This window comes from Enterococcus sp. 1001283B150225_161107_E12 (genome assembly GCF_015556925.1).
GTDB lineage: Bacteria > Bacillota > Bacilli > Lactobacillales > Enterococcaceae > Enterococcus_B > Enterococcus_B mundtii.
The window spans coordinates 37,067-57,436 of record NZ_JADNNI010000023.1 but is presented as its reverse complement, the minus strand read 5'-3'; the positions used below and the strand labels follow the sequence as shown (position 1 = coordinate 57,436).

At 39.4% G+C, this 20,370-nt stretch carries 18 protein-coding genes; 3 read left to right on the top strand and 15 right to left on the bottom strand.

The window, feature by feature from the left end; all coding sequences use genetic code 11:
* Positions 1-44: 44 nt before the first annotated feature.
* From hpt to pth, 8 genes are all read right to left on the bottom strand, one after another.
* Positions 45-590, bottom strand: coding sequence for a hypoxanthine phosphoribosyltransferase (hpt, locus tag I2F89_RS14350; protein ID WP_010734122.1), 546 nt, complete (start codon positions 588-590; stop codon positions 45-47).
* The gene (gene tilS, locus I2F89_RS14345; protein WP_195514558.1) at positions 590-2,020 is read right to left on the bottom strand and encodes a tRNA lysidine(34) synthetase TilS; all 1,431 of its coding nucleotides are present in this window, start codon (positions 2,018-2,020) and stop codon (positions 590-592) included. Before tilS ends, hpt begins: the two co-directional genes overlap by 1 nt.
* A gap of 78 nt (positions 2,021-2,098) precedes the next feature.
* Entirely contained in the window at positions 2,099-2,569 is a 471-nt protein-coding gene (locus I2F89_RS14340; RefSeq protein WP_010734120.1) for a S1 domain-containing RNA-binding protein, read from the bottom strand.
* Between the two features lie 45 nt (positions 2,570-2,614).
* Positions 2,615-3,040: an FtsB family cell division protein gene (locus I2F89_RS14335; RefSeq protein ID WP_010734119.1), complete on the bottom strand. Its 426-nt coding sequence runs from the start codon at positions 3,038-3,040 to the stop codon at positions 2,615-2,617.
* 63 nt (positions 3,041-3,103) lie between these two features.
* Positions 3,104-3,379, bottom strand: a complete 276-nt coding sequence (locus tag I2F89_RS14330; protein WP_019722335.1) for an RNA-binding S4 domain-containing protein — start codon at positions 3,377-3,379, stop codon at positions 3,104-3,106.
* A gap of 9 nt (positions 3,380-3,388) precedes the next feature.
* A complete protein-coding gene (locus I2F89_RS14325; RefSeq protein WP_023520496.1) occupies positions 3,389-4,987 on the bottom strand; it encodes a putative polysaccharide biosynthesis protein in 1,599 nt (532 codons plus the stop codon).
* Positions 4,988-5,002: 15 nt separating this feature from the next.
* Positions 5,003-8,524: a transcription-repair coupling factor gene (gene mfd / locus I2F89_RS14320; RefSeq protein WP_074801894.1), complete on the bottom strand. Its 3,522-nt coding sequence runs from the start codon at positions 8,522-8,524 to the stop codon at positions 5,003-5,005.
* Between the two features lie 17 nt (positions 8,525-8,541).
* Positions 8,542-9,102, bottom strand: coding sequence for an aminoacyl-tRNA hydrolase (gene pth / locus I2F89_RS14315; RefSeq protein WP_010734115.1), 561 nt, complete (start codon positions 9,100-9,102; stop codon positions 8,542-8,544).
* A gap of 346 nt (positions 9,103-9,448) precedes the next feature.
* Between pth and I2F89_RS14310 the strand changes: the two genes are divergently transcribed.
* Both I2F89_RS14310 and I2F89_RS14305 read left to right on the top strand, forming a co-directional pair.
* On the top strand, positions 9,449-10,423 hold the full coding sequence (locus I2F89_RS14310) for an L-lactate dehydrogenase (RefSeq protein ID WP_019722338.1): 975 nt from the start codon (positions 9,449-9,451) through the stop codon (positions 10,421-10,423).
* Between the two features lie 297 nt (positions 10,424-10,720).
* The gene (locus tag I2F89_RS14305; protein ID WP_142433810.1) at positions 10,721-12,121 is read left to right on the top strand and encodes a L,D-transpeptidase family protein; all 1,401 of its coding nucleotides are present in this window, start codon (positions 10,721-10,723) and stop codon (positions 12,119-12,121) included.
* 48 nt (positions 12,122-12,169) lie between these two features.
* Here the strand turns inward: I2F89_RS14305 and I2F89_RS14300 are convergent, their stop codons facing one another.
* Positions 12,170-12,676: a VanZ family protein gene (locus I2F89_RS14300; RefSeq protein WP_071866553.1), complete on the bottom strand. Its 507-nt coding sequence runs from the start codon at positions 12,674-12,676 to the stop codon at positions 12,170-12,172.
* A gap of 122 nt (positions 12,677-12,798) precedes the next feature.
* On the opposite strand from I2F89_RS14300, the gene I2F89_RS14295 reads away from it, so the two are divergent.
* Positions 12,799-14,598: a M3 family oligoendopeptidase gene (locus I2F89_RS14295; protein ID WP_071866552.1), complete on the top strand. Its 1,800-nt coding sequence runs from the start codon at positions 12,799-12,801 to the stop codon at positions 14,596-14,598.
* Positions 14,599-14,720: 122 nt separating this feature from the next.
* Here I2F89_RS14295 and I2F89_RS14290 read toward each other — a convergent pair whose 3' ends face one another.
* From I2F89_RS14290 to rsgA, 6 genes are all read right to left on the bottom strand, one after another.
* On the bottom strand, positions 14,721-16,226 hold the full coding sequence (locus I2F89_RS14290; RefSeq protein ID WP_195514557.1) for an NlpC/P60 family protein: 1,506 nt from the start codon (positions 16,224-16,226) through the stop codon (positions 14,721-14,723).
* Between the two features lie 363 nt (positions 16,227-16,589).
* Positions 16,590-17,114 carry a rod shape-determining protein MreD gene (mreD, locus tag I2F89_RS14285; protein ID WP_065096081.1) on the bottom strand — a complete coding sequence of 175 codons (525 nt, stop codon included), beginning with the start codon at positions 17,112-17,114 and terminating at the stop codon, positions 16,590-16,592.
* A 3-nt stretch (positions 17,115-17,117) separates the two neighbouring features.
* Positions 17,118-17,972 (bottom strand): rod shape-determining protein MreC, encoded by an 855-nt coding sequence (gene mreC / locus I2F89_RS14280; RefSeq protein ID WP_195514556.1) that lies wholly within the window; start codon positions 17,970-17,972, stop codon positions 17,118-17,120.
* A 159-nt stretch (positions 17,973-18,131) separates the two neighbouring features.
* On the bottom strand, positions 18,132-18,770 hold the full coding sequence (locus I2F89_RS14275; RefSeq protein WP_065096082.1) for a thiamine diphosphokinase: 639 nt from the start codon (positions 18,768-18,770) through the stop codon (positions 18,132-18,134).
* Positions 18,770-19,420, bottom strand: coding sequence for a ribulose-phosphate 3-epimerase (gene rpe / locus I2F89_RS14270; protein WP_074801789.1), 651 nt, complete (start codon positions 19,418-19,420; stop codon positions 18,770-18,772). Before rpe ends, I2F89_RS14275 begins: the two co-directional genes overlap by 1 nt.
* A gap of 12 nt (positions 19,421-19,432) precedes the next feature.
* Positions 19,433-20,332: a ribosome small subunit-dependent GTPase A gene (gene rsgA / locus I2F89_RS14265; protein WP_029593934.1), complete on the bottom strand. Its 900-nt coding sequence runs from the start codon at positions 20,330-20,332 to the stop codon at positions 19,433-19,435.
* Between the last annotated feature and the right edge of the window lie 38 nt (positions 20,333-20,370).

The following is a 20,370-nucleotide window of genomic DNA, read 5'->3' as shown; positions in this document are numbered from 1 at the left end:
ATCCTGACCATACTATTGTAACATAATTTATAAGAGATAGATGATTAATTTGATTGATAAACGCTCGGTTTTAGTACACCGATGTATGGAAGATTTCGATAGGCTTCTGCATAATCTAATCCATAACCTACCACAAACTCGTTTGGCACATTGAAACCAATGTAATCCGCTTCGATATCTACGACTCTGCCTTCGGGCTTATCAAGGAGTGTCACGATTTTGACTGAGTTTGCTTTACGGTATTTGAATAGATCGACTAAATAAGCAAGTGTTCTTCCGCTATCAATGATGTCTTCGACGATCAATAAATCACGGCCTTCCACATTCGTATCCAAGTCTTTTACGATTTTTACTTCACCTGATGAAACAGTTGCGTTACCGTAACTTGAAACATCCATAAAATCCAATTCTAGGTAAGCATCGATCGAACGGATAATGTCTGCCATGAATGGGACAGCACCTTTCAATACACCAACAACCAACGGATTTTTATCTTGATAATTTTCAGTTAACTCTTTTCCTAGTTCTTTACAACGAACTTGTATCTCTTCTTGCGTGATCAATACTCTCTCGATATCTTTTTCTAACATCAGGTTCTCCTTCCAATTGCTTCTTTTTGATATTTGTAAAGAAGTATGTAGTGTATTTTATCAGTTTCTACACCAATACTCAAATAAGAATGGACAAAAGGGACTAGACTCCATAGATTTCTCCCTTCATCTATAATAACCCATGAATTTTTTCGTTGTGCAACAGATATTTTTTTATCGATAAAATATCTTGACACTCTTTTGTTCAACGTCTCCGTCAATTGGATACGATCTCCCGGTTTTCGCCGATCGACCCAAAGCGATTGTTCGGCGGATAACCAGAGATCATGAGTGAAGATTTCACCTGTTTCATCCAATTTCCAATCTGGAAGTTGGTCGGGTGTGTAGATCCCTAACCATTCCGACTCTCCTAACTGAATGGCTTGATTCGGTATGATTTTTAACGGAGTATTTTGGTGGTTGGTTGATCGTTCCTTTTTTCTTTCATAAAGATAAAGTACTTCATAGGAACGTTCAATCACCCAGCGTTTGCCCAGATCAATCTGCCATTGTCCTGCGGCTTGTTCACATTGTTGTAACAACGTGTCAATCTGTTTTTCTTTGATCGTCACTTTCGTAACTGGAAAAACGTAATCAAAGAACGTGTAAAAGAAGAAGTAACGTTCAAAAGATTCCAAACTTTCGATCACCTTCCACGGAATAGATAAGCGCTCTTCTCCATACGTAAGATGTTCCGTGATCATCTGATGAGTATTTTTTCGGATGAATTGTTCTGCCCATTGGATTTGTTGTGAGAATTTTTGGAAATGAGCCATCGCTTGGGTATTTTCTTTTTTCAATTGTGGTACGACTAAATGACGAAGTCGATTACGTTGGACAGTTAGTTCCTGATTGGTATGGTCCTCAAAAAAAGGTAAATCTTCTGCTTCCGCATACGCATACAATTGTTCTTTACTAAATGACAACAACGGTCGAATAAGTCGCCCACCAGCAAAAGGTTGCGTTTCCTTGATTCCCGCATAGGTACCTAGCTGCCCACCACGAATGATTTTCATCAAAATCGTTTCCATTTGATCATCCCCATGATGCGCTGTCATCAATGTATCATAATGATATTCTCGTACGATCTCATCAAATTTCTCATACCGAAAAGCTCGAGCAGCCGTTTCAATTCCTTGTTCCGCGGGATTCTCCCATACTTTCAAGTGGAAAGTAAGATTGTTTTTATCGCAAAAGTCAGCAAGATAGGCTGCTTCATCCGCAGAAACGCTCCGTAAGCGATGATCGATATGGACAATCCCTAACCGAAAGCCAATTTGTTTTTGGGCGGTCATTAAGCAATCGAGTAAAACCATCGAGTCTACACCACCGGAAACAGCAACTAGTATTTTCGCATGTTCAGACAGATAGCCACGGCGTAAGCCTCTTTTTATAAATGCTTGTTTAAACTGACTTGCTCTTCTATCCATTGGTGTCACATCCTTTTACAAAATAAAAAGAGCGGACAAAAGTCTGTGACAATTGCCTGCCCTTCAATTTCGCTTAGCTTAGCTACGGCGACCGCCACGGCCTCCGCGTTTTCCTTCTGTGTTGCGTTTTAAGGAAGTCAATCGATCATCGCTATCTTTTAAAAATGAGCTCATCAATGAATCGAAGTCTTCTTTTGTATTGGAAGGTTGGCTGCGAGAAAAAGATTTTTTCTGCGGTGCGCGTCCTCGATTATCTCGAGTTTCTTTTTGTGGATATCTCTTTTGACGATTTTCATCATTAGTTTCTACTGGTTGCTCTTGTGCTTTGCGGATAGATAAACCGATTTTCCCATCATCATTGACTGTAATGACTTTGACTGTTACCTCATCACCAACGCTCAATACATCATGAATATCCTTGATATAACCGTTTGATACTTCACTGATATGAACTAACCCTGTTTTGCCAGCTCCTAAATCAATAAATGCGCCAAAATTTGTGATTCCTGAAACTTTTCCTTGCAGTTTTGCTCCTACCTCGATTGACATAAAAAAAATGTTCCTCCTAATTATTTCCCTTTTTTATATTACTGCTTATTGGGCAGTTGTTGAACTCGTTGTTTGTTCATCGGTGTCTGCTGAATTATCTGTCGTAGATTCAAGTATCGGGTAGACTTGCTCCCCTTCTTTTGAATAGAAAAATTTGCTTCTAGCAAGTTTTGCTACGTAATCTTCATCTTTAAGCAATTTCACGTCTTCTGTGAGTTGGTCTACATCTTTATTGATTTGTTGTAACTCTGTATCTGCTTCGACTTTTAATTCATTTAAATGATTCATTCGTTGCATATCATTAAAAATTTGGAAACCTATTACAGCGAAAATGACCAAAGCACCTAAAAAGATGGCTGCTAACCTGCGTCTACGAAAAATCAATTGGCGTTGTTGTTGTTGAAATTCGACATATTTTTTCTTTGCATACTCTGTGTCTAGTGCAGCGATTTTATTGCTTTTGTTTGCCACCTGTATTCGCTCCAATCTTTTTTGATTGTCATTCTTTATTATACCAACATCCTGAATGCTTGTCTAATCTATTTCGCTTGTGTTTTGTACTCGTGTTTCTGACAAGACTTCATACATTTTTTGTGCATCTTCTTTTTTTGTTGACTCATGCAACTCTGCTACCTTGATTTCCATCGTCTTGTTGCCAAATTGGATGTCCAATTGGTCTCCAACCTTGACATCACTGGAAGATTTCGCTAGTTTGCCATTGATTTTGATTCGGCCTTTATCCGCCACTTCCTTAGCGACAGATCGGCGCTTGATGATTCGCGAGATTTTTAAAAATTTATCTAGTCGCATCTCATGTCCTCACTTTTCTTTTTTTATTTTTTTCAAACGTAAGATTTTCTTACCAAATGGCAGTAACAGCCATTCACGGATCGTAAATAATTTTGTCCAGATCACTGCATATACAAATGTGACTACGCCTATAATGACACCGCCTAGGCTGGCAAAAAGAGCAGTCGAGCGATGGCTCACTGGACCAAACAATAAGTTTAAGAAGCCATAATACACAAACAACGCTAAGACCATCCAACCTAAACATTGGATCAATTTCTTACCAAATTTTCGTTCGTGCCAAAAACTATTGATTGCTGGAGTTTCAGTACGGACAAAATACCATAAAGTCACTGATAGTCCAAGTAATGTCGATAAACTAGCACCGACTGTTCCTAAATAACTCGTGAGAAGCGGTGTAGCTAAAGCTTTAGCAAGCAAGCCCCAACCAGCACCCTTTAGTGAGGGGCGGAAAGAGTTTTTACTTTGAGCAATGCTTTGGTACGCTTGAATAATTGCAGTTAGTCCAATGGAAAAAACAAATAGAACTAGTGTCATATTCCCAGCATAATCTTTAAACAATGCGTAATTGATATAAGGCAACAATACAGCTAATCCTACTGAAGCTGCCAATGCTAATGCAGTCGTCAGACGTAAGTAAATTTTGGCTGTGGAATAAAATTGTCCTTTGACTGCACTTGTTAGGTAGCGTGTCAACGCGGGTAAGAACGTAGCACTTAAAGCTGTAGCAATAACTAATCCTAATTGAACTAACGGTTGCCCACGATCATATACTCCTTTAGCTATTTTAGATGCTTGCTCGGATAAACCATAGATTTGTAACGCATTCTTAACAAAAAAAGAATCAATCAATTGGAAGAAGATCAATAGACCACTATAAATGGAGACTAATCCCCCTTCAATCAAGAAACGGCGCACGAGTGATTTCGCTGGCCTTCTTAAAATCGGAAAGTGGCGGAAGCTCAATGCACCACCATGGATTTTTTGTTCATAATAGTACAGTACACCATATGCACATACGCCACCAAATACTGCGCCACTCATTGCCGCTGTGCCTGTTTGATAGACTGTCCAGCCTAATCGCTTAAAGGCAATCGCGCTAAAAACAATGATTGCTACACGAACAATTTGTTCCACGACTTGCGAAACCGCTGTGGGTTCCATTAAAAATCGTCCTTGAAAATTCCCACGATAATAAGATAGTCCTGGCATCAACAAAAACGTGAAGGAGACGATCCGAATCAACGGCATCAGTTGTTGATCACCCATCATTAGAGCGATCCAGTGACTAAATGAAAATACGAAGAGCCAGAGTAAAAAGCCTGACCAAAAAACAAGGGGATAAAGATTTTTCAATGCTTGTCTTTGTTCGAAAGGGTCTTTTTTTTCTGCTACATATTTAGAGATAAACTGGGGTAGCCCCGACAAAGCGAGTGTCATCGCAATACCATAAATAGGATAAACTTGTTGATAAACATAAAAACCTTCATCGCCCACTAAGTTTTGCAATGGAATCCGATAGAGTGCGCTGAGGACTTTTGCTATAAAGGAGGCAAGCGTCAACACAAAGGCACCATGCATCACTTGACGCATTTCTTTATGATCCAAAGGTTCAGCCCCTTCCTATGCAGTCGCATATTTCTGTTCGCGCAATGCTTTGACAAATTGTTGGATTTCTTGCAACCAAACAGCAGTCGTTGTTTGAGGTGGCAAGGTCAAACGAATCATCATTTGTTCTTTTTCCACACCAAGTCCTGCTTTTAATTTTGTGGCAGTCAGCGCTTCAAATAATTGTTCAACCGTGTAGCGTTTTGTTCCCACTTTGCTCAACTTGAACACGATGGTTTGTTGTTGCTTACGAATCATCTCTAGCAATGCACGATCGCCATCCATTTTGATTTGTCCAATCGTCAACAAATGCGCGACTTCTTCAGGATATTCACCAAAACGATCCAGTAGATCTGCTTCTAATTCTTCCAACATCTCTTGTGAATCCAATTCGCGAATCCGTTTATAGATTTCGATTTTTTGGCGTTGATCTGACACATAACTTTCTGGTAGATAGGCATCGACGCCTAGATCGATCTCCACAGAAGTTTTTTCTGTTTGCTGATTTTTACCTTGTTTACGAGCGACTGCCTCACTCAACATTTGAGAGTACATATCAAAACCAACAGCATCGATAAATCCATGTTGTTGCGCCCCTAGCAAGTTACCAGCACCACGGATCGATAAATCTCGCATCGCGATTTTAAATCCTGAACCCAATTCCGTAAAGTCTTTGATTGCTTGAAGACGCTTTTCGCTGACTTCATTAAGGATTTTTTGCTGTTCGTACATAAAATAAGCATAAGCGACACGATTGCTTCGTCCAACACGTCCTCGTAATTGGTAAAGCGTAGAGAGTCCCATATAATCGGCATTTTCTACGAAGAGTGTGTTTGCATTTGGAATATCCACACCAGTTTCGATGATCGTCGTCGTCACTAAGACATCATACTGTCCCTCGATAAAGTCGAATAATGTGTTTTCTAGTTGGACTTCCGTCATCTGTCCATGCGCATAGGCGATTCTCGCTTCGGGAACTAATGCTTGGATTTCTTCTACTTTACGTTCAATCGTTTCTACACGATTATATAAGTAGAAAACTTGTCCGCCTCGTCCCATTTCCCGTTGGATCGCTTCACGAATCGCCCCGGGATTTTTCTCCATCACATATGTTTGGATCGGATACCGATTCGCCGGTGGCGTTTCAATCACCGATAGATCCCGTACGCCTAGCATCGACATATGCAGCGTTCGCGGAATAGGTGTCGCTGTCAAAGTCAGCACATCCACTTGCGCACGCAATTGTTTCAAACGTTCTTTGTGTTTTACACCGAAACGTTGTTCTTCATCAACGATCAATAGTCCTAAATCACTAAATTCAATATCTTTTGACAATACACGATGAGTACCCACAACAATATCTAGTTGTCCTGTGCGTAATTCTTCGATCGTTTCTTTTTGTTGTTTCTTTGTTCGGAAACGACTCAGCAAACCAACATTCACTGGGAATCCCTCAAAACGTTCCAACATCGTTTCGTAATGTTGTTGCGCCAAGATTGTTGTCGGCACAAGAAATGCCACTTGTTTACTTTCTTTGACTGCTTTAAAAGCGGCACGTAGCGCAACTTCGGTTTTCCCATAGCCGACGTCCCCCACAAGTAAACGATCCATTGGTTTTTCTTTTTCCATATCTCGTTTGATTTCCGCCGCACTTCGGAGTTGGTCATCTGTTTCCGAATATGGAAAAGCATTCTCAAATTCTTTTTGATAAGAGTCATCCGGACCAAATGCGTATCCTTTTTCTGCTTCTCTGACCGCATACAATTGGATCAAGTCATCCGCAATATCTTCGATTTTTGAGGAGATCTTACGTTTCGTTTTCGTCCATTCACTACCACCGAGTTTGTTGATTCGTGGTGTTTTGGATTCCGAAGCTACATATTTTTGGATCAAATTCAACTGCGTGACAGGAATAAATAGCTTATCATCATTTTGATAAATGATCGTCATATAATCTTGGTGGACACCGTCGACCTCTAAGGTTTCCATACCGATATATTTCCCGATCCCATGATTCGCATGGACAACGTAATCTCCAGCTTTTAATTCGTTGTAGCTTTTTAGTCGTTCTGCATTCGTTACCGTTTGACGACGTGTCTGTTTTTTTGTTGTCTTTTGAAAAATCTCTTTTTCCGTGATCGTTACGATTTTTTCTTGCGGCAACTCAAAACCTGTCATCAATGCGCCTTCGACTAATTGGACTTGTCCTTTGATCAGTTGGTCTGCTTCTGTTTCTACCACTAATATGTCTTCGTCACGCAACATTTGTTCCGCCTTACGGATACGTTCTTTCGTTGGAATGAAGATGACGACTGTCTGCTCTTGTTTGCGCCAACGATCCATTTCCGTTTTCAGCAATGGCATTTGTCCAAAGAACTGTTGCATCGTGCGATACTGGAACTGGTAAAGTGCTTGGAACCTGAGATTTCCCATTCCTTTTTGGAATAAAGAGAAAAAAGTGGTCGCAAATTTTTCTTTTTGGATGATCCCATGTACATCTGCCACAAATTGTTGTTCAGAGAATACGCGTAACTCACTAATTTTTTGTGTATGCCATTCCGCTGCTTCTCTCTCCATTTCGCGATTCGTTTCCATGATTCGTTGGTAATCGTCCACGATCAGCAAGCTATCTTGGGGGAAATAATCCAAAATCGATAAATGTTCAGGATACAAAAGATCCGCATAGAACTTCGCTTGGTCTGTCGGGATATTACGTTGCCATTCCGAGATCAACTGACCGAAATAGTCATGCAAAAATTGTCGTTCAGTAGGTTCTGCGGTCGTTGCTAATTTCTTTTCTAAGAGGTTTTCTATTTTGTTGATACCGTCAAGTAGATTCTCTTGAGAATAAATTTGTTCACTTGTTGGTGGTAACCACACTTCTTCGATCTTTTCAATCGATCGTTGCGTATCAGCTTCGAAGTATCTCATGGAATCAATTTCGACATCAAATAATTCCACACGAACAGGGTATTCAAATGTCAACGGATAGATATCGACAATACTCCCTCGCATACTAAATTCTCCAGGTTTTGCGACCATCTCTGTCCGCTCATAGCCCATCAAGACGAGTTGTTGCGGTAATGAGTCCACGGCGATCTCGTCGCCAATCTGCCAATGTAATTGGGCATTGCTCCATGTTTCTTTATCAGGAAGACGTTTGTGCAATGCTGCCACTGGAAGAAGATAGATTCCTGGCTCATCTTGTTGCAAACGATTCAACGTCGCTACACGTTCCGCCCGAGCTTCAGGAGAAGAAAAAGCCATTTCTGCGGAAAGCACTTCATCTACTGGAAATAAGTGGATACTTTCAGCCGGCAGAACGTGTTGCAGATCCTCTGCCAATTGGTTGACGTAATATAAATTCGGCATCAGGATAATCAGATTTTTATCCAGTTTTTTAAACGCATGTGCAAACAACAACGTCTTAGCAGATCCAGCTAAACCTGTAATCAACTGTCTAGACATCCGTTGTTCAAGATTCATGGACCATTCAGCCACTTGAGCATCTTTGCCAATCAATTGGATCATATCCATCGTTTCATTCTCCTTTCTTAATTAAATTGATTCATTGTATCTATAAAGGAATGGCCATCCAATAGAAATTCAACAGCAGCGACAGATTGATCGATGCTTTGTTCGATCAAGGGTTGCGTCTCTTTACTAAAGGGACTGAGAACATGTTGGACGACTGTTTTTTTACCTTCTGGTCGACCAATACCAACTTTTATTCGATCAAAGATCGTACTATCCAAATGAGAGATAATACTCTTGATCCCATTATGTCCGCCTGCACTTCCTTTTTGTCGTAAACGGATTTTACCGATTGCTAAATCTAGGTCATCATAAACAACTACCAACTCTTCTGGATAAATCCCAAAGTAAGTCATCAATGGACCAACCGCTCGGCCAGATTCATTCATAAATGTTTGGGGTTTGACTAATAAAATTTTCTCACCTTTGTGGAAAAATTCAGCTACTTCTGCTTCAAATGTGTTTTTCTTAAAGGTCGCTTGGTGTTTTTCAGCCAAACGATCCACCACCATAAATCCAACGTTATGCTTTGTATGTTCATATTTCGTTCCTGGGTTTCCAAGCCCTACGATCATTTTCATTTCTGCGCTCATCCAATCTTATAAACAGCACAAAAGGCTGGACTGCTCATAGGCGGTCCAGTCTTTGACTCGATTTTTTTATTATTTTAGCTCCTATTAGTATAACACACAATCCTTTGTTACAGCTAAAAAGAGAAACTTAATAAATGAAAAAATGATTAAAATTATAATTCAAAACTAATGAAATCATTGGTTTTGCTAAATAGTGAAATAACGCACATGTAAGCTTTTACATATGGTACAACCTTGTTATCTGTTATATTTTGTAACCAAATAGCGTGACAGCAAGCTTTTTCCATGTTAGCATAGGCATGGGAAAAACAAATCAATGGAAGGATTGATATAAATGACTGCAAACGCAGAAAAAAAAGATCATCAAAAAGTAATACTTGTTGGAGACGGTGCTGTAGGTTCTAGCTATGCCTTCGCTTTAGTTACACAAAATATCGCTCAAGAAGTTGGTATCATCGATATCAATACAGCAAAAACTGAAGGAGATGCGATCGACTTATCACACGCTCTAGCATTTACTTCACCTAAAAAAATCTACTCAGCTTCTTATGCAGATGCACATGATGCAGACTTAGTCGTTATCACAGCTGGCGCACCACAAAAACCAGGTGAAACACGTTTAGATCTAGTAAATAAAAACTTAAAAATCAACCGCGAAGTTGTTACACAAATCGTTGACTCAGGTTTCAATGGTATTTTCTTAGTTGCTGCTAACCCAGTTGATATTTTAACTTACTCTACTTGGAAATTCTCAGGTTTCCCTAAAGAGCGCGTAATCGGTTCAGGAACTTCACTTGACTCTGCTCGTTTCCGTCAAGCACTTGCTGAATTAGTTGACGTTGATGCACGTAACGTCCATGCGTATATTTTAGGTGAACATGGAGATTCTGAGTTCCCAGTTTGGTCACATGCCAATGTTGCTGGTTTACAAATCTATGAATGGGTCAAAAATAATCCAGACGTGGATGAAGAAGCAATGGTTAACTTATTCTTCGGTGTACGTGATGCTGCTTATACGATCATCGAGAAAAAAGGCGCAACATTCTACGGTATCGCTGTAGCTTTAGCACGTATCACTCGCGCGATCTTAGACGATGAAAATGCAGTTCTTCCATTATCTGTTTATATGAATGGTGAATATGGACTAAACGATATCTATATCGGTGCACCTGCTGTCATCAACCGTCAAGGTATCCAAAAAGTCATTGAAATTCCATTAAGCGACAGCGAACAAGATCGTATGGCCGCTTCAGCAAAACAATTAAAAGATATCTTAGATGAAGCTTTTGCTAAATTGGATGCTGAATAATTAATTACTTGAGACGCTGTCGTTCTCACTAAAAAAGAATACACGTTGTTCCAGAAGTAATGTCTTCGAAAACAACCTCATCTTCACAGGGAATCCTGAAAATCGACCTTCCATTTTCTAGGATTTCCTGTTTTTTTATACACTTCCGTATATAAAATCCTTGCCTAACTATCGTTATTTTTCTAAGCAGTATGTTAATTTTTATATAAAGAGGGACATCATTTCGTCTTTTACTGTAAATTATGCTATGATAGAGTCGTTACACCCTATAACTATTATTATTAAGGAGTTGCAGATATGACAAGATCTTCTCATCGAAAAAAATCAATGCGTATTGGTTTGCTTTCTGTTCTCGGTGTGATTCTAGTATTAATCGGCTTTTACACCTATCGTAGTACATATTACACGAATCGTTTTCTTCCTAAAACGGAAGTCAATTCGATCAATGTAAGTAACCTGACCATCGACCAAGCAAATGACAAGTTAAAAGAAGCGTATTCCAATAAGACGATTTCAATCAAAGAAAACGGAACGGTTTGGAAAGAGATTGCAAAGTCCGATCTTGGTTATAAAAAGGATTTTTCAACTGATCTAGCTTCGATCTTGAAAAACCAAAATGCTTGGACTTGGGGAATGAACTATGTAGCTGCGGCCGAAAAACAAGAAATCGATCCATTAAGTGCGGAACGGGAACAACTGGATCAAACGATCGAGACATTGTCTACGGAATTGACTGAATTGAATAAAGACCGTACGCCTACTGCCGATGCAACGATTGAAAAATCTGGTGACTCATTTAAAATCAAGCCTGAAGTGAAAGGGAACACGGTCGATGTCGAAGCCGTTACGAAGGAATTGACGACTGTTGTAAATGATGGAAAAGATACCATTGATCTTACTGAGTTCCAAAAAGAACCAGCCGTCACATCTACAGATAAGAAGTTGACTGAGCAGTTAACGACCATGAATAATATCGCTAAAGTAAAAGGAACTTACAGTATCAATGGCGAAACAATTACGATCCCTTCTTCACTCATCGTTGAATGGCTCACCTATGAAGATGGAAAACCAGCGCTTGATTCAGAAAAAGTTCGTCAATATGTTAGTGAACTTGGCGAAAAATACAATACAAGTACAAATGATACTAAATTCAAAAGTACCAAACGTGGCGAAGTAACTGTTCCTGCTGGCACGTTCAGTTGGACGATCCAAACAGATAGCGAAGTAACAGCTTTAACAGAAGCGATTTTAGCAGGACAAGATTTCACACGTTCACCAATTGTTCAAGGTAGTACAACTGCCGACCACCCATTGATCGAGGATACGTATATCGAAGTCGATTTAGAGAATCAACATATGTGGTTCTACAAAGATGGGAAAGTGGCGCTTGAAACAGATATCGTTTCAGGAAAACCTTCTACCCCTACTCCTCCCGGTGTCTTTTATGTCTGGAATAAAGAAGAAAATGCTGTATTAAGAGGAACGAACGATGATGGTACACCATATGAAAGTCCAGTGAACTATTGGATGCCAGTCGATTGGACAGGTATCGGTATCCACGATTCGGATTGGCAACCAGAATATGGCGGCGACTTATGGCGAACTCGTGGTTCTCATGGTTGTGTCAATACGCCACCAGGTGTCATGAAAGAATTATTTGGAATGGTTGAAAAAGGTACGCCTGTTTTGATTTTTTAATCGTAACTACTAGAGCACAGTTGCAGACACGCAACTGTGCTCTCTTTTTTACTTTCTCTTCTTTATAAAAGTAAATAAAATACATATAATAACTGCAGTCAATGCCCCCATCGAATCAAGCATGACATCTTGGAACATTGGTGAACGATCACCTGTCAACATTTGATGGAACTCATCTAGACCGGCGTATCCTGTCGCAGATAACCAAGCAAGAACCCCCGTTAACCACCAGATTTTCATTTTCGGGAATACACCTAGATACAGACTACCTCCTAATAGAAAATAGGTGCCAAAATGGGCGCCTTTTCTTAAAAAGAATTCAATGAATTTGCTGTATCCAGAATGGTCGATACTGATAACACTTTCTCCATAAGTAAACTGGATACCTGATAATGCTTCTTTAAAGGGTTGGTTTGGGAACCAGGCATCAATTCTTGAAAGTTGCGATTGTTGTCCATAGGTTTGCGAGGAGCTATAAAATAAAATAGCCATGATCATTAATGCAAACACTAAATAGAAATTTCCATTTTTTCTTTGTTTTTTTAAAAACTCCATAAGTCACCTCTTCTTTCTATGATAGCTTTTTTTTCATAAAACGACAATAATTTCTCCAAGACTTATTCCTTCTTTAAATGCTATACTAGAGATAGTACCATAAATATGAGAGGGGTTTTTTGATGACTTATTCGCTTAACTGGGATTTAGATTCTATCTTTCCTGGAGGAAGTGCTTCAACTGAATTAAATGAACGTTTGGCTCAATTAGAACGACAAATAGAAACATATTACGAACAAATCAATCAATGGTCATTTTCATCCGAAGATATCGATTCTCTTGTGACGATTTTGGCACTTCAAGAAAAAGTAACCAATGGCTTCAGCCAATGTAATAGTTATATTACTGCTTTATTATCTGCTAATGTCAAAGATTCCGATGCAAAGATTTTGTCTGGTAAACTCTATGCTTCGTTACCACGTTGGCAAGCAGCAGATACGATCTTATCGAAAAAATTTGCAGAAATATCTGACAATGAATGGACAAACTTGATTGCCCAAGATCAATTAGCTCCGATTGCTTTTCGTATGAACGAAATTCGTCGCGATGGCGCACGCTTGTTATCTGAAAACGAGGAGCACATTATCAATACATTATCTTTGGATGGTTTGAATGCCTGGAGTAGTCATTATGATACGATTGTCGCTAGCGTGACTGTACCATTTGAACAAGAGGGAGAAATCATTGAATTATCTGCTGGTCAAGCATTCAATAAAATGATGGGTGATCCTGATCCAGAAGTCCGCAAACAATTATTTACAGCTTGGGAAACTGCTTGGCAAGAAAAAGCACCTTTATTTACAGACACCTTGAATCATTTAGATGGGTTCCGTCTATCTACCTATAAACTACACGGTACAACAGATTTCTTACAAAAGCCTTTAGAATATAATCGCTTGAAAAAAGAAACATTAGATGTAATGTGGGAGACGATCCAAAAAAATAAACAACCCCTTGTCGATTACTTAACAAGAAAAGCCAATCTTTTTGGTAAAGAAAAAATGGAATGGCAAGATCAAGATGCACCGATCATTCTAGGTGATATGAAAGAAAAAACCTTTACCTTTGATGAAGCAGCAGCATTTATCATTGAGAATTTCAATAAATTCAGTCCTAAAATGGCTGAATTTGCTCAAGACGCTTTTAACAAAAGTTGGATTGAAGCAGAGGATCGTCCTGGCAAACGACCTGGTGGTTACTGCACGGAATTGCCTGAAACACAAGAATCCAGAATCTTCATGACTTATAGCAATTCAGTCAACGAAGTCGCTACTTTAGCCCATGAGTTAGGTCATGCTTTCCATAGTAGTACGATGTGGGATCTTCCAGCGTTGAATCGTGAATACGCAATGAATGTTGCTGAAACAGCAAGTACCTTTGCAGAATTGATCGTAGCTGATGCAACACTTAAAGCGGCATCAACAAAAGAAGAAAAAATCAATTTATTGGATACGAAATTACAAAATGCTCTGGCTATGTTCATGAATATCCACTCCCGTTTTATCTTCGAAAATCAATTCTATACTGCTCGTCAAAAAGGACTAGTGGCAGAACAAGAGATCACTGATATGATGATCGAAGCGCAAAAAGAAGGATATGCAAATGCATTATCTACTTATCATCCTTATTTCTGGGCAGCAAAACTACATTTCTTTATTGATGATGTACCGTTTTATAATTTCCCTTATACTTTTGGTTACTTGTTCAGTTTAGGTATTTACGCCTATGCTAACGAGCAAGGTTCAAGTTTTGAACAAGAGTATATCGACTTACTACGCGATACTGCTTCAATGACAACGGAAGAATTGGCTCAAAAACACTTAGGTGTAGACTTAACGAAACCAGATTTTTGGCAAGCAGGCATCAACATGGTCTTAGAAGATATCCAAAACTTCATGGAATTGACGGAAGAATTTATTTGATCATGCTTTCTAAGCAAGAAAATTTTAAAGGATCGAACAGACAGTTATCAAAACTGTTTGTTCGATCCTTTTTAGTTTCGTAAAAAAAGAACTAACTCACTTAAGAGTTAGTTCTTCATAAATTACATACTTACAGCGAAGTCAGGTGCATACCATTGAACTGAGCCAATTTTAACACTTTCGCCCGGTTGTGGTGCATGGATGTATTGTCCGCCACCTAAAGAAATTGCTACGTGGTAAGTGCCACCAGCTGCTCCCCAGAATAATAAGTCTCCAGCTTTTGCTTGAGAAACTGAGATTCTAGCTCCTGCTGATTCTTGAGGTACAGTCCAACCACCGATGTCACGGCCAGTTACTTGTAGGTACACATAGCGTGTAAATCCAGAACAGTCAAATCCACTTGGATCTTTTCCACCCCATACATAAGGAGTCCCAATGTATTTCATCGCTTCAGCTACAATCGCTGCTCCATTAGTAGATGGAGTCGTTGGCGCTGGAATTGATGGTGCCGGCGTTGATGGTTCAGGTGTTGGAGCTGGTGTTGCAGGTGTTGATGGCTCCGGTGTTGATGGCTCCGGTGTTGATGGTGTTGTTGGCTCCGGCGTTGATGTTGTTGTTGTTTCTGGAACAGATGGTGTAGTAGTAGATTCTTCTGTTGAAGATTCTGGTACACTACTTTCAGTTGTTGAATCTTCTGTTGATGTAGATGATTCAGGAACTGAAGATTGTTCTGTTGAAGATTCAGCACTTGATGATGATTCTGAAGTAGCTGATTCAGAAACTTCTGTTGATTCTTGTACTGATGAAGAAGCTTGTTCTTGTTCTTGCTCTTGTGCTGCTGCAGCGGCAACTGCTGCTTGTTCACGTGCTTCTCTTTCAGCTTGTTCTTGTGCTGCTTGTTGACGCGCTTGCTCTGCTAAACGAGCTTGTTCACGAATACGTGCTTGCTCTGCTTCAGCTTCTGCTTTTTGGCGGTTCAAGTCTTCTTTTTTATCTTCTGCTGTTGCTTGTTCAGCCGCTAAAGTAGTTTTTAGAACATTTAAATCAGCTTGTTTTGATAGTAAGTCGCCTTTTTGTGATTCTAAAGCCGCTTGATTTTCTGCTAACTCTTTTAGCTTCGCTTCATTTTCAGCTTTTTTATCTTCAACTGCCTGTTTGTCTTCTTTTTGTTGTTTCACTAAGTCTTGGTTCGCACGTACAATCGATGACATTGCTTGAACGCGTCCGATTGCATCTGAGAATGACTCAGCATTCAATACTGCATCGATGTAGTTAGAGCTTTTGCTGCTAACTTGTGTTTCACGTGCTTGCTCTTGGATTGTTGCTTCACGTTTTTCGATACGTTCTTGTAGATCTGCAATTTCTTGTGTCAATTGAGAAGACTCTTGACGTAATGTTGCTTGATTAGCTAATAAAGTTTCAGCTTTTGTATTGATGTCAGCGACTTGACCTTCTAATGCCTCGATTTGAGATTGGGCACTTGCTTGTTGGTTTTGTAATTCCGCAATTTTTTGATCTTGTTGTTGTATTTGAGAATCAAAATCTTCCGCCGCGGCTGCGATCGGTGATGCTACGGCAGTCAAGGCCATTGAACTTACCATTACTGCTGATATTAAACTCTTTTTCACTCTTCATTCCTCCGACTGGCTTAATTTAATAAATATCTAAAAATATTTAAGTCTTTCTTAACGATAACAAAATTGTACCATAGCTGTATGTCAATGAGATAATAGTTATGTTACAAAAACATTTCAAAACAACTGATTATAATGACAGAAATGTAAGATGACATGGTTATTTTCATAATACATTTTTCAATAATTAAATAATGCCCGTTTTAAATTAAATAAAAAAAGGCTGAAACATTCGTCCTTTCGCACCACCTAAAACCGAATAAACGGTGGGAACAGAAGTAATCTCTTCGGAAAACAAGGCGCCATCCACAAAAATTTGAAAAACAATTTTCGTGGATGGCGCCTTATTCTGCGAGGCTAGACACTTCTGTCCCGACCTTCTTTAAATAGCTTCTTTAATGGGAATACAAGTAGAGCGAACAATACCATATTCAATAATAATGTTGGACCTAAATATTTAGTGATAAAGTACGTACTATCTACACTCGCAAGTTTGAATACCATTTGTACGATCAATGTAAACAACTCATAGCCTGTGATGAAAATGATGAGGCTAAAAAACTCAGTAAAAATATTTACATGGATGACAGATTTCATCCCATACATGATAAATACTAATAAAGGTAAAGCAACTGCATAAATGCCAATCACACCAATATAGTAAGAATCAAAGATAATACCTAAAACTAATGTCGTGATCAGTAAGTAGCGTTTGGAGAAACTCAAACTGCAAAATAGTAAAACCAATATCAAAAGATGCGCACTTGCCATGTAGTCACCGCTTGACCACCTGATCATCATTCGGGTAAAGTGCCCATCGATCAACATGAGTAAGAACAAGAGGATCGGCAAATAAATGGTCATTTTCTCTTTTTTTAGCATGGACTATTCCTCCACAAGACGTTTGATGATCGTTACTACTGGGAGATCATACATATCCGCATAAGGTTTGACATAGACTTCGCGATCTAGCCCATAACTATCTGGTTTTGTTTTGATGACTGTACCGATTTGCAGATCTGCTGGCGAGTTGCCTCCAAGACCTGATGTTTGTACTACGTCGCCCTCTTTGATTTCACTTTCACCTGTTAGCTGTGTCACAACTAGCGCTTGTAACTTTTCGTCATAATTCTTGAGTAAACCGAAAGATTCTCCGTTTCCAGAAGATACGCGGACAGGGAAATGGTTGGAACTTACGTTTGACGAAGTCAGCAATTCTACTTTAGAAGAAGTGGCATTGACTTCAATGACACGTCCGACTAAACCTTTTTGCGCCATGACTGCCATATTGACTTCGATTCCATCATTTGATCCTTTGTCGACGACTAATAGATCTTGCCATGAGTCAGGTGAACGAGTGATCACATTTGCTGTGACTCTTTCATAACTCGTCAACGTTTGGCTTAAATCGAGTTCGCTTTTTAGTGCATCGATTTCTTTTTGCATGTTCTTGTTTTTTTGAGCTATCTCATCATAGCTGTCGATTTTTTCTTTTAACCGTTCATTTTCTGAATAGGTGGTGAAAAGATGATGTACTGAATCCACGCCATTTTGGACCCATTTGACCGGAGCAGAAATCGTCCGATCGACAAAAGAGACACTGTCGTTCACAATAGATTGGAAGAAATTGGGCTTTCCTTCATTCGCTCGCTGGGCAGCTGTCACACTTAGGACCGTTACTACAATAATAACGATGACTAAGGTAATAATGATATTTTTATTAGGATTGAACTTCTTCACAAAGACACCTCGAATTAAATTAGACTCTTACCTGTAATTTTATCATTAAATAAGGGGAAACAAAAGGCTCGACCCTTCTTTTAAGCTTTTTTTAGCAAATAATTTAAACTGTCATTTTTCCGCTTCATTTCTTTTGCTACTTTGTCCTGAACCGATCCATCAATCTTTACTTTGGATGACTGAAATGATTCCTTCAGAGAAGCTGAAGGATGCTTTGTCAGTGACAAATTCATTGCTTGCATAAGAAGTTGGACGAGATACTTCCTCGTTTGATAGTTGATATTTGCTGTCAGATAATGTCAATTGACTAACAGGTGTCAAACAACAGTAAGCTAAATACTTCATTTCAGGAATTTTTTTTATCTCGTAAGCTCCTGGTAGATAGTAAGTGATTACGTTTTGTTTGTCTTGTATTTGGATCTGTCGTATAAAAGGTTGAAACCGTGGTTCTAATGCTAACCATAGATTAGCTAATAAATGATCTAATCTTCCACCAGTTGCACCGATCAGTGTCACGCTTGCTTCTGGAAAGTGTTCGAATGTCTTTGCTAAACCTAGCTGAGTGTCCGTATCGTCTTTCTCTGCTGGCGCTTGGTGTACTTCGACAGCTTTATCGGATACTCGTTGATATTCTGAGGAAGACAATGAATCAAAATCACCGATTGCTAGATCTAACGAATAGCCTTTTTCAAGCAAATAGAGTGCCCCACGGTCGATGCCCACGTATCGATCAAATGATTGCTGTGACAAGTCTGGCCAATTTTCTGGTGATCCGCCTGCAACAAGTAATACTTCCATTAGCCTAATGCCTTTTTCAATTGATCGATTTGAGCTGCTGGATCTTCTGCACTATAGACAAAGGAGCCTGCCACAAATACGTCTGCACCTGCTTCATGACAAATTTTTGCAGTTTCTGGAACGATTCCACCATCCACTTCGATTTGATAGGTCCAATCGTTCACCTTGCGTAATTCCGCTAACTCTGCGATTTTATCCACTGTTTCTGTAATAAAGCTTTGTCCGCCAAAGCCTGGATTGACTGTCATCACTAACACTTGATCAACTAAAGGCAAAACATGCTTGATCATTTCGATCGGTGTACCAGGATTGATAACGACCCCTGCTTTGACATCTAAATCTTTGATCATCTGGATCGCACGATGGATATGTGGTGTCGATTCCACATGGACCGTAATGATATCTGAACCTGCTTTTGCAAAATCAGCAATATAATTTTCAGGATTGATGATCATCAAATGAACGTCTAACGGTAGTTTTGTGACCGGACGAATTGCTTGCACTACATTCGATCCGAATGTAATGTTGGGAACGAATTGGCCGTCCATTACGTCCACATGGATATAGTCTGCTCCACCTTTTTCTACTCGTTCAATGTCTGTTTGGAGATTGGCGAAATCTGCGCTTAAAATCGATGGTGCTATTTTCATAAAAATACCCTCCTACTTTCTTCTAGTTTCTTTTTTGTTGTACATCGGTTTACGGTTTTCAACTTCTTGCAAAAATTGCAAGTAATTGTCATAGCGAGTCTGTGCAATTTCTTTTGCCGCTACTCTTCGTTTGACTTCACAATCTGGCTCTTTTACGTGCATACACTCTCTAAAGCGACAGTCTACAGAAGCATCGACAAATTCAGGGAATTGTTTGGATAACTCGACAGGTTCGATGACTAAGAAATCAATAGAACTGAAACCTGGTGTATCGGCAACCAATCCATCATAAAGTGGTAATAACTCGACATGTCTTGTCGTGTGACGTCCCCGTCCCAAAGAATCAGATATTTCACCTGTTTCTAACTCAAGCTCTGGTGAGATTTGGTTGAGCAACGTCGATTTACCTGCACCTGACTGTCCCATGAAAACAGTCAGTCTTTCTGGAAAATAGCGAACTAATTCATCCGTATCACCCTGTGTGCGAGGGACGATCACTGGATAGCCAATTTTTTCGTAAGTCTCTTTAATTTCTTTTATTTGTGTAGAATCGACAGCTAAATCCGTTTTCGTCAAATAGATCACTGGCTCGATCGATTCATATTCCAACATGACTAAAAAACGGTCGAGTAGATTATAAGAGAATGTTGGTTCGATCAAACTCGTCACAACAACTCCTAAATCAACATTTGCTACTGGTGGTCGTACTAATTGATTTTTACGTGGTAAAACTTCTAGTAGATAGCCATCGGTCTTGTTTTCACTTTCAAATATGACTTGATCGCCAACAAGGGGCGTGATCTTTCGATTACGAAAATTCCCTCGACCTCGTGTCTGATAGGTCTCTCCATCTTTATATACGTAATAAAATCCACTTATTGCTTTTCTGATTTGCCCTTTAATGAAACCCACCTCCATTTTTAGTATATTTTACCATAGGACAGCAGAAG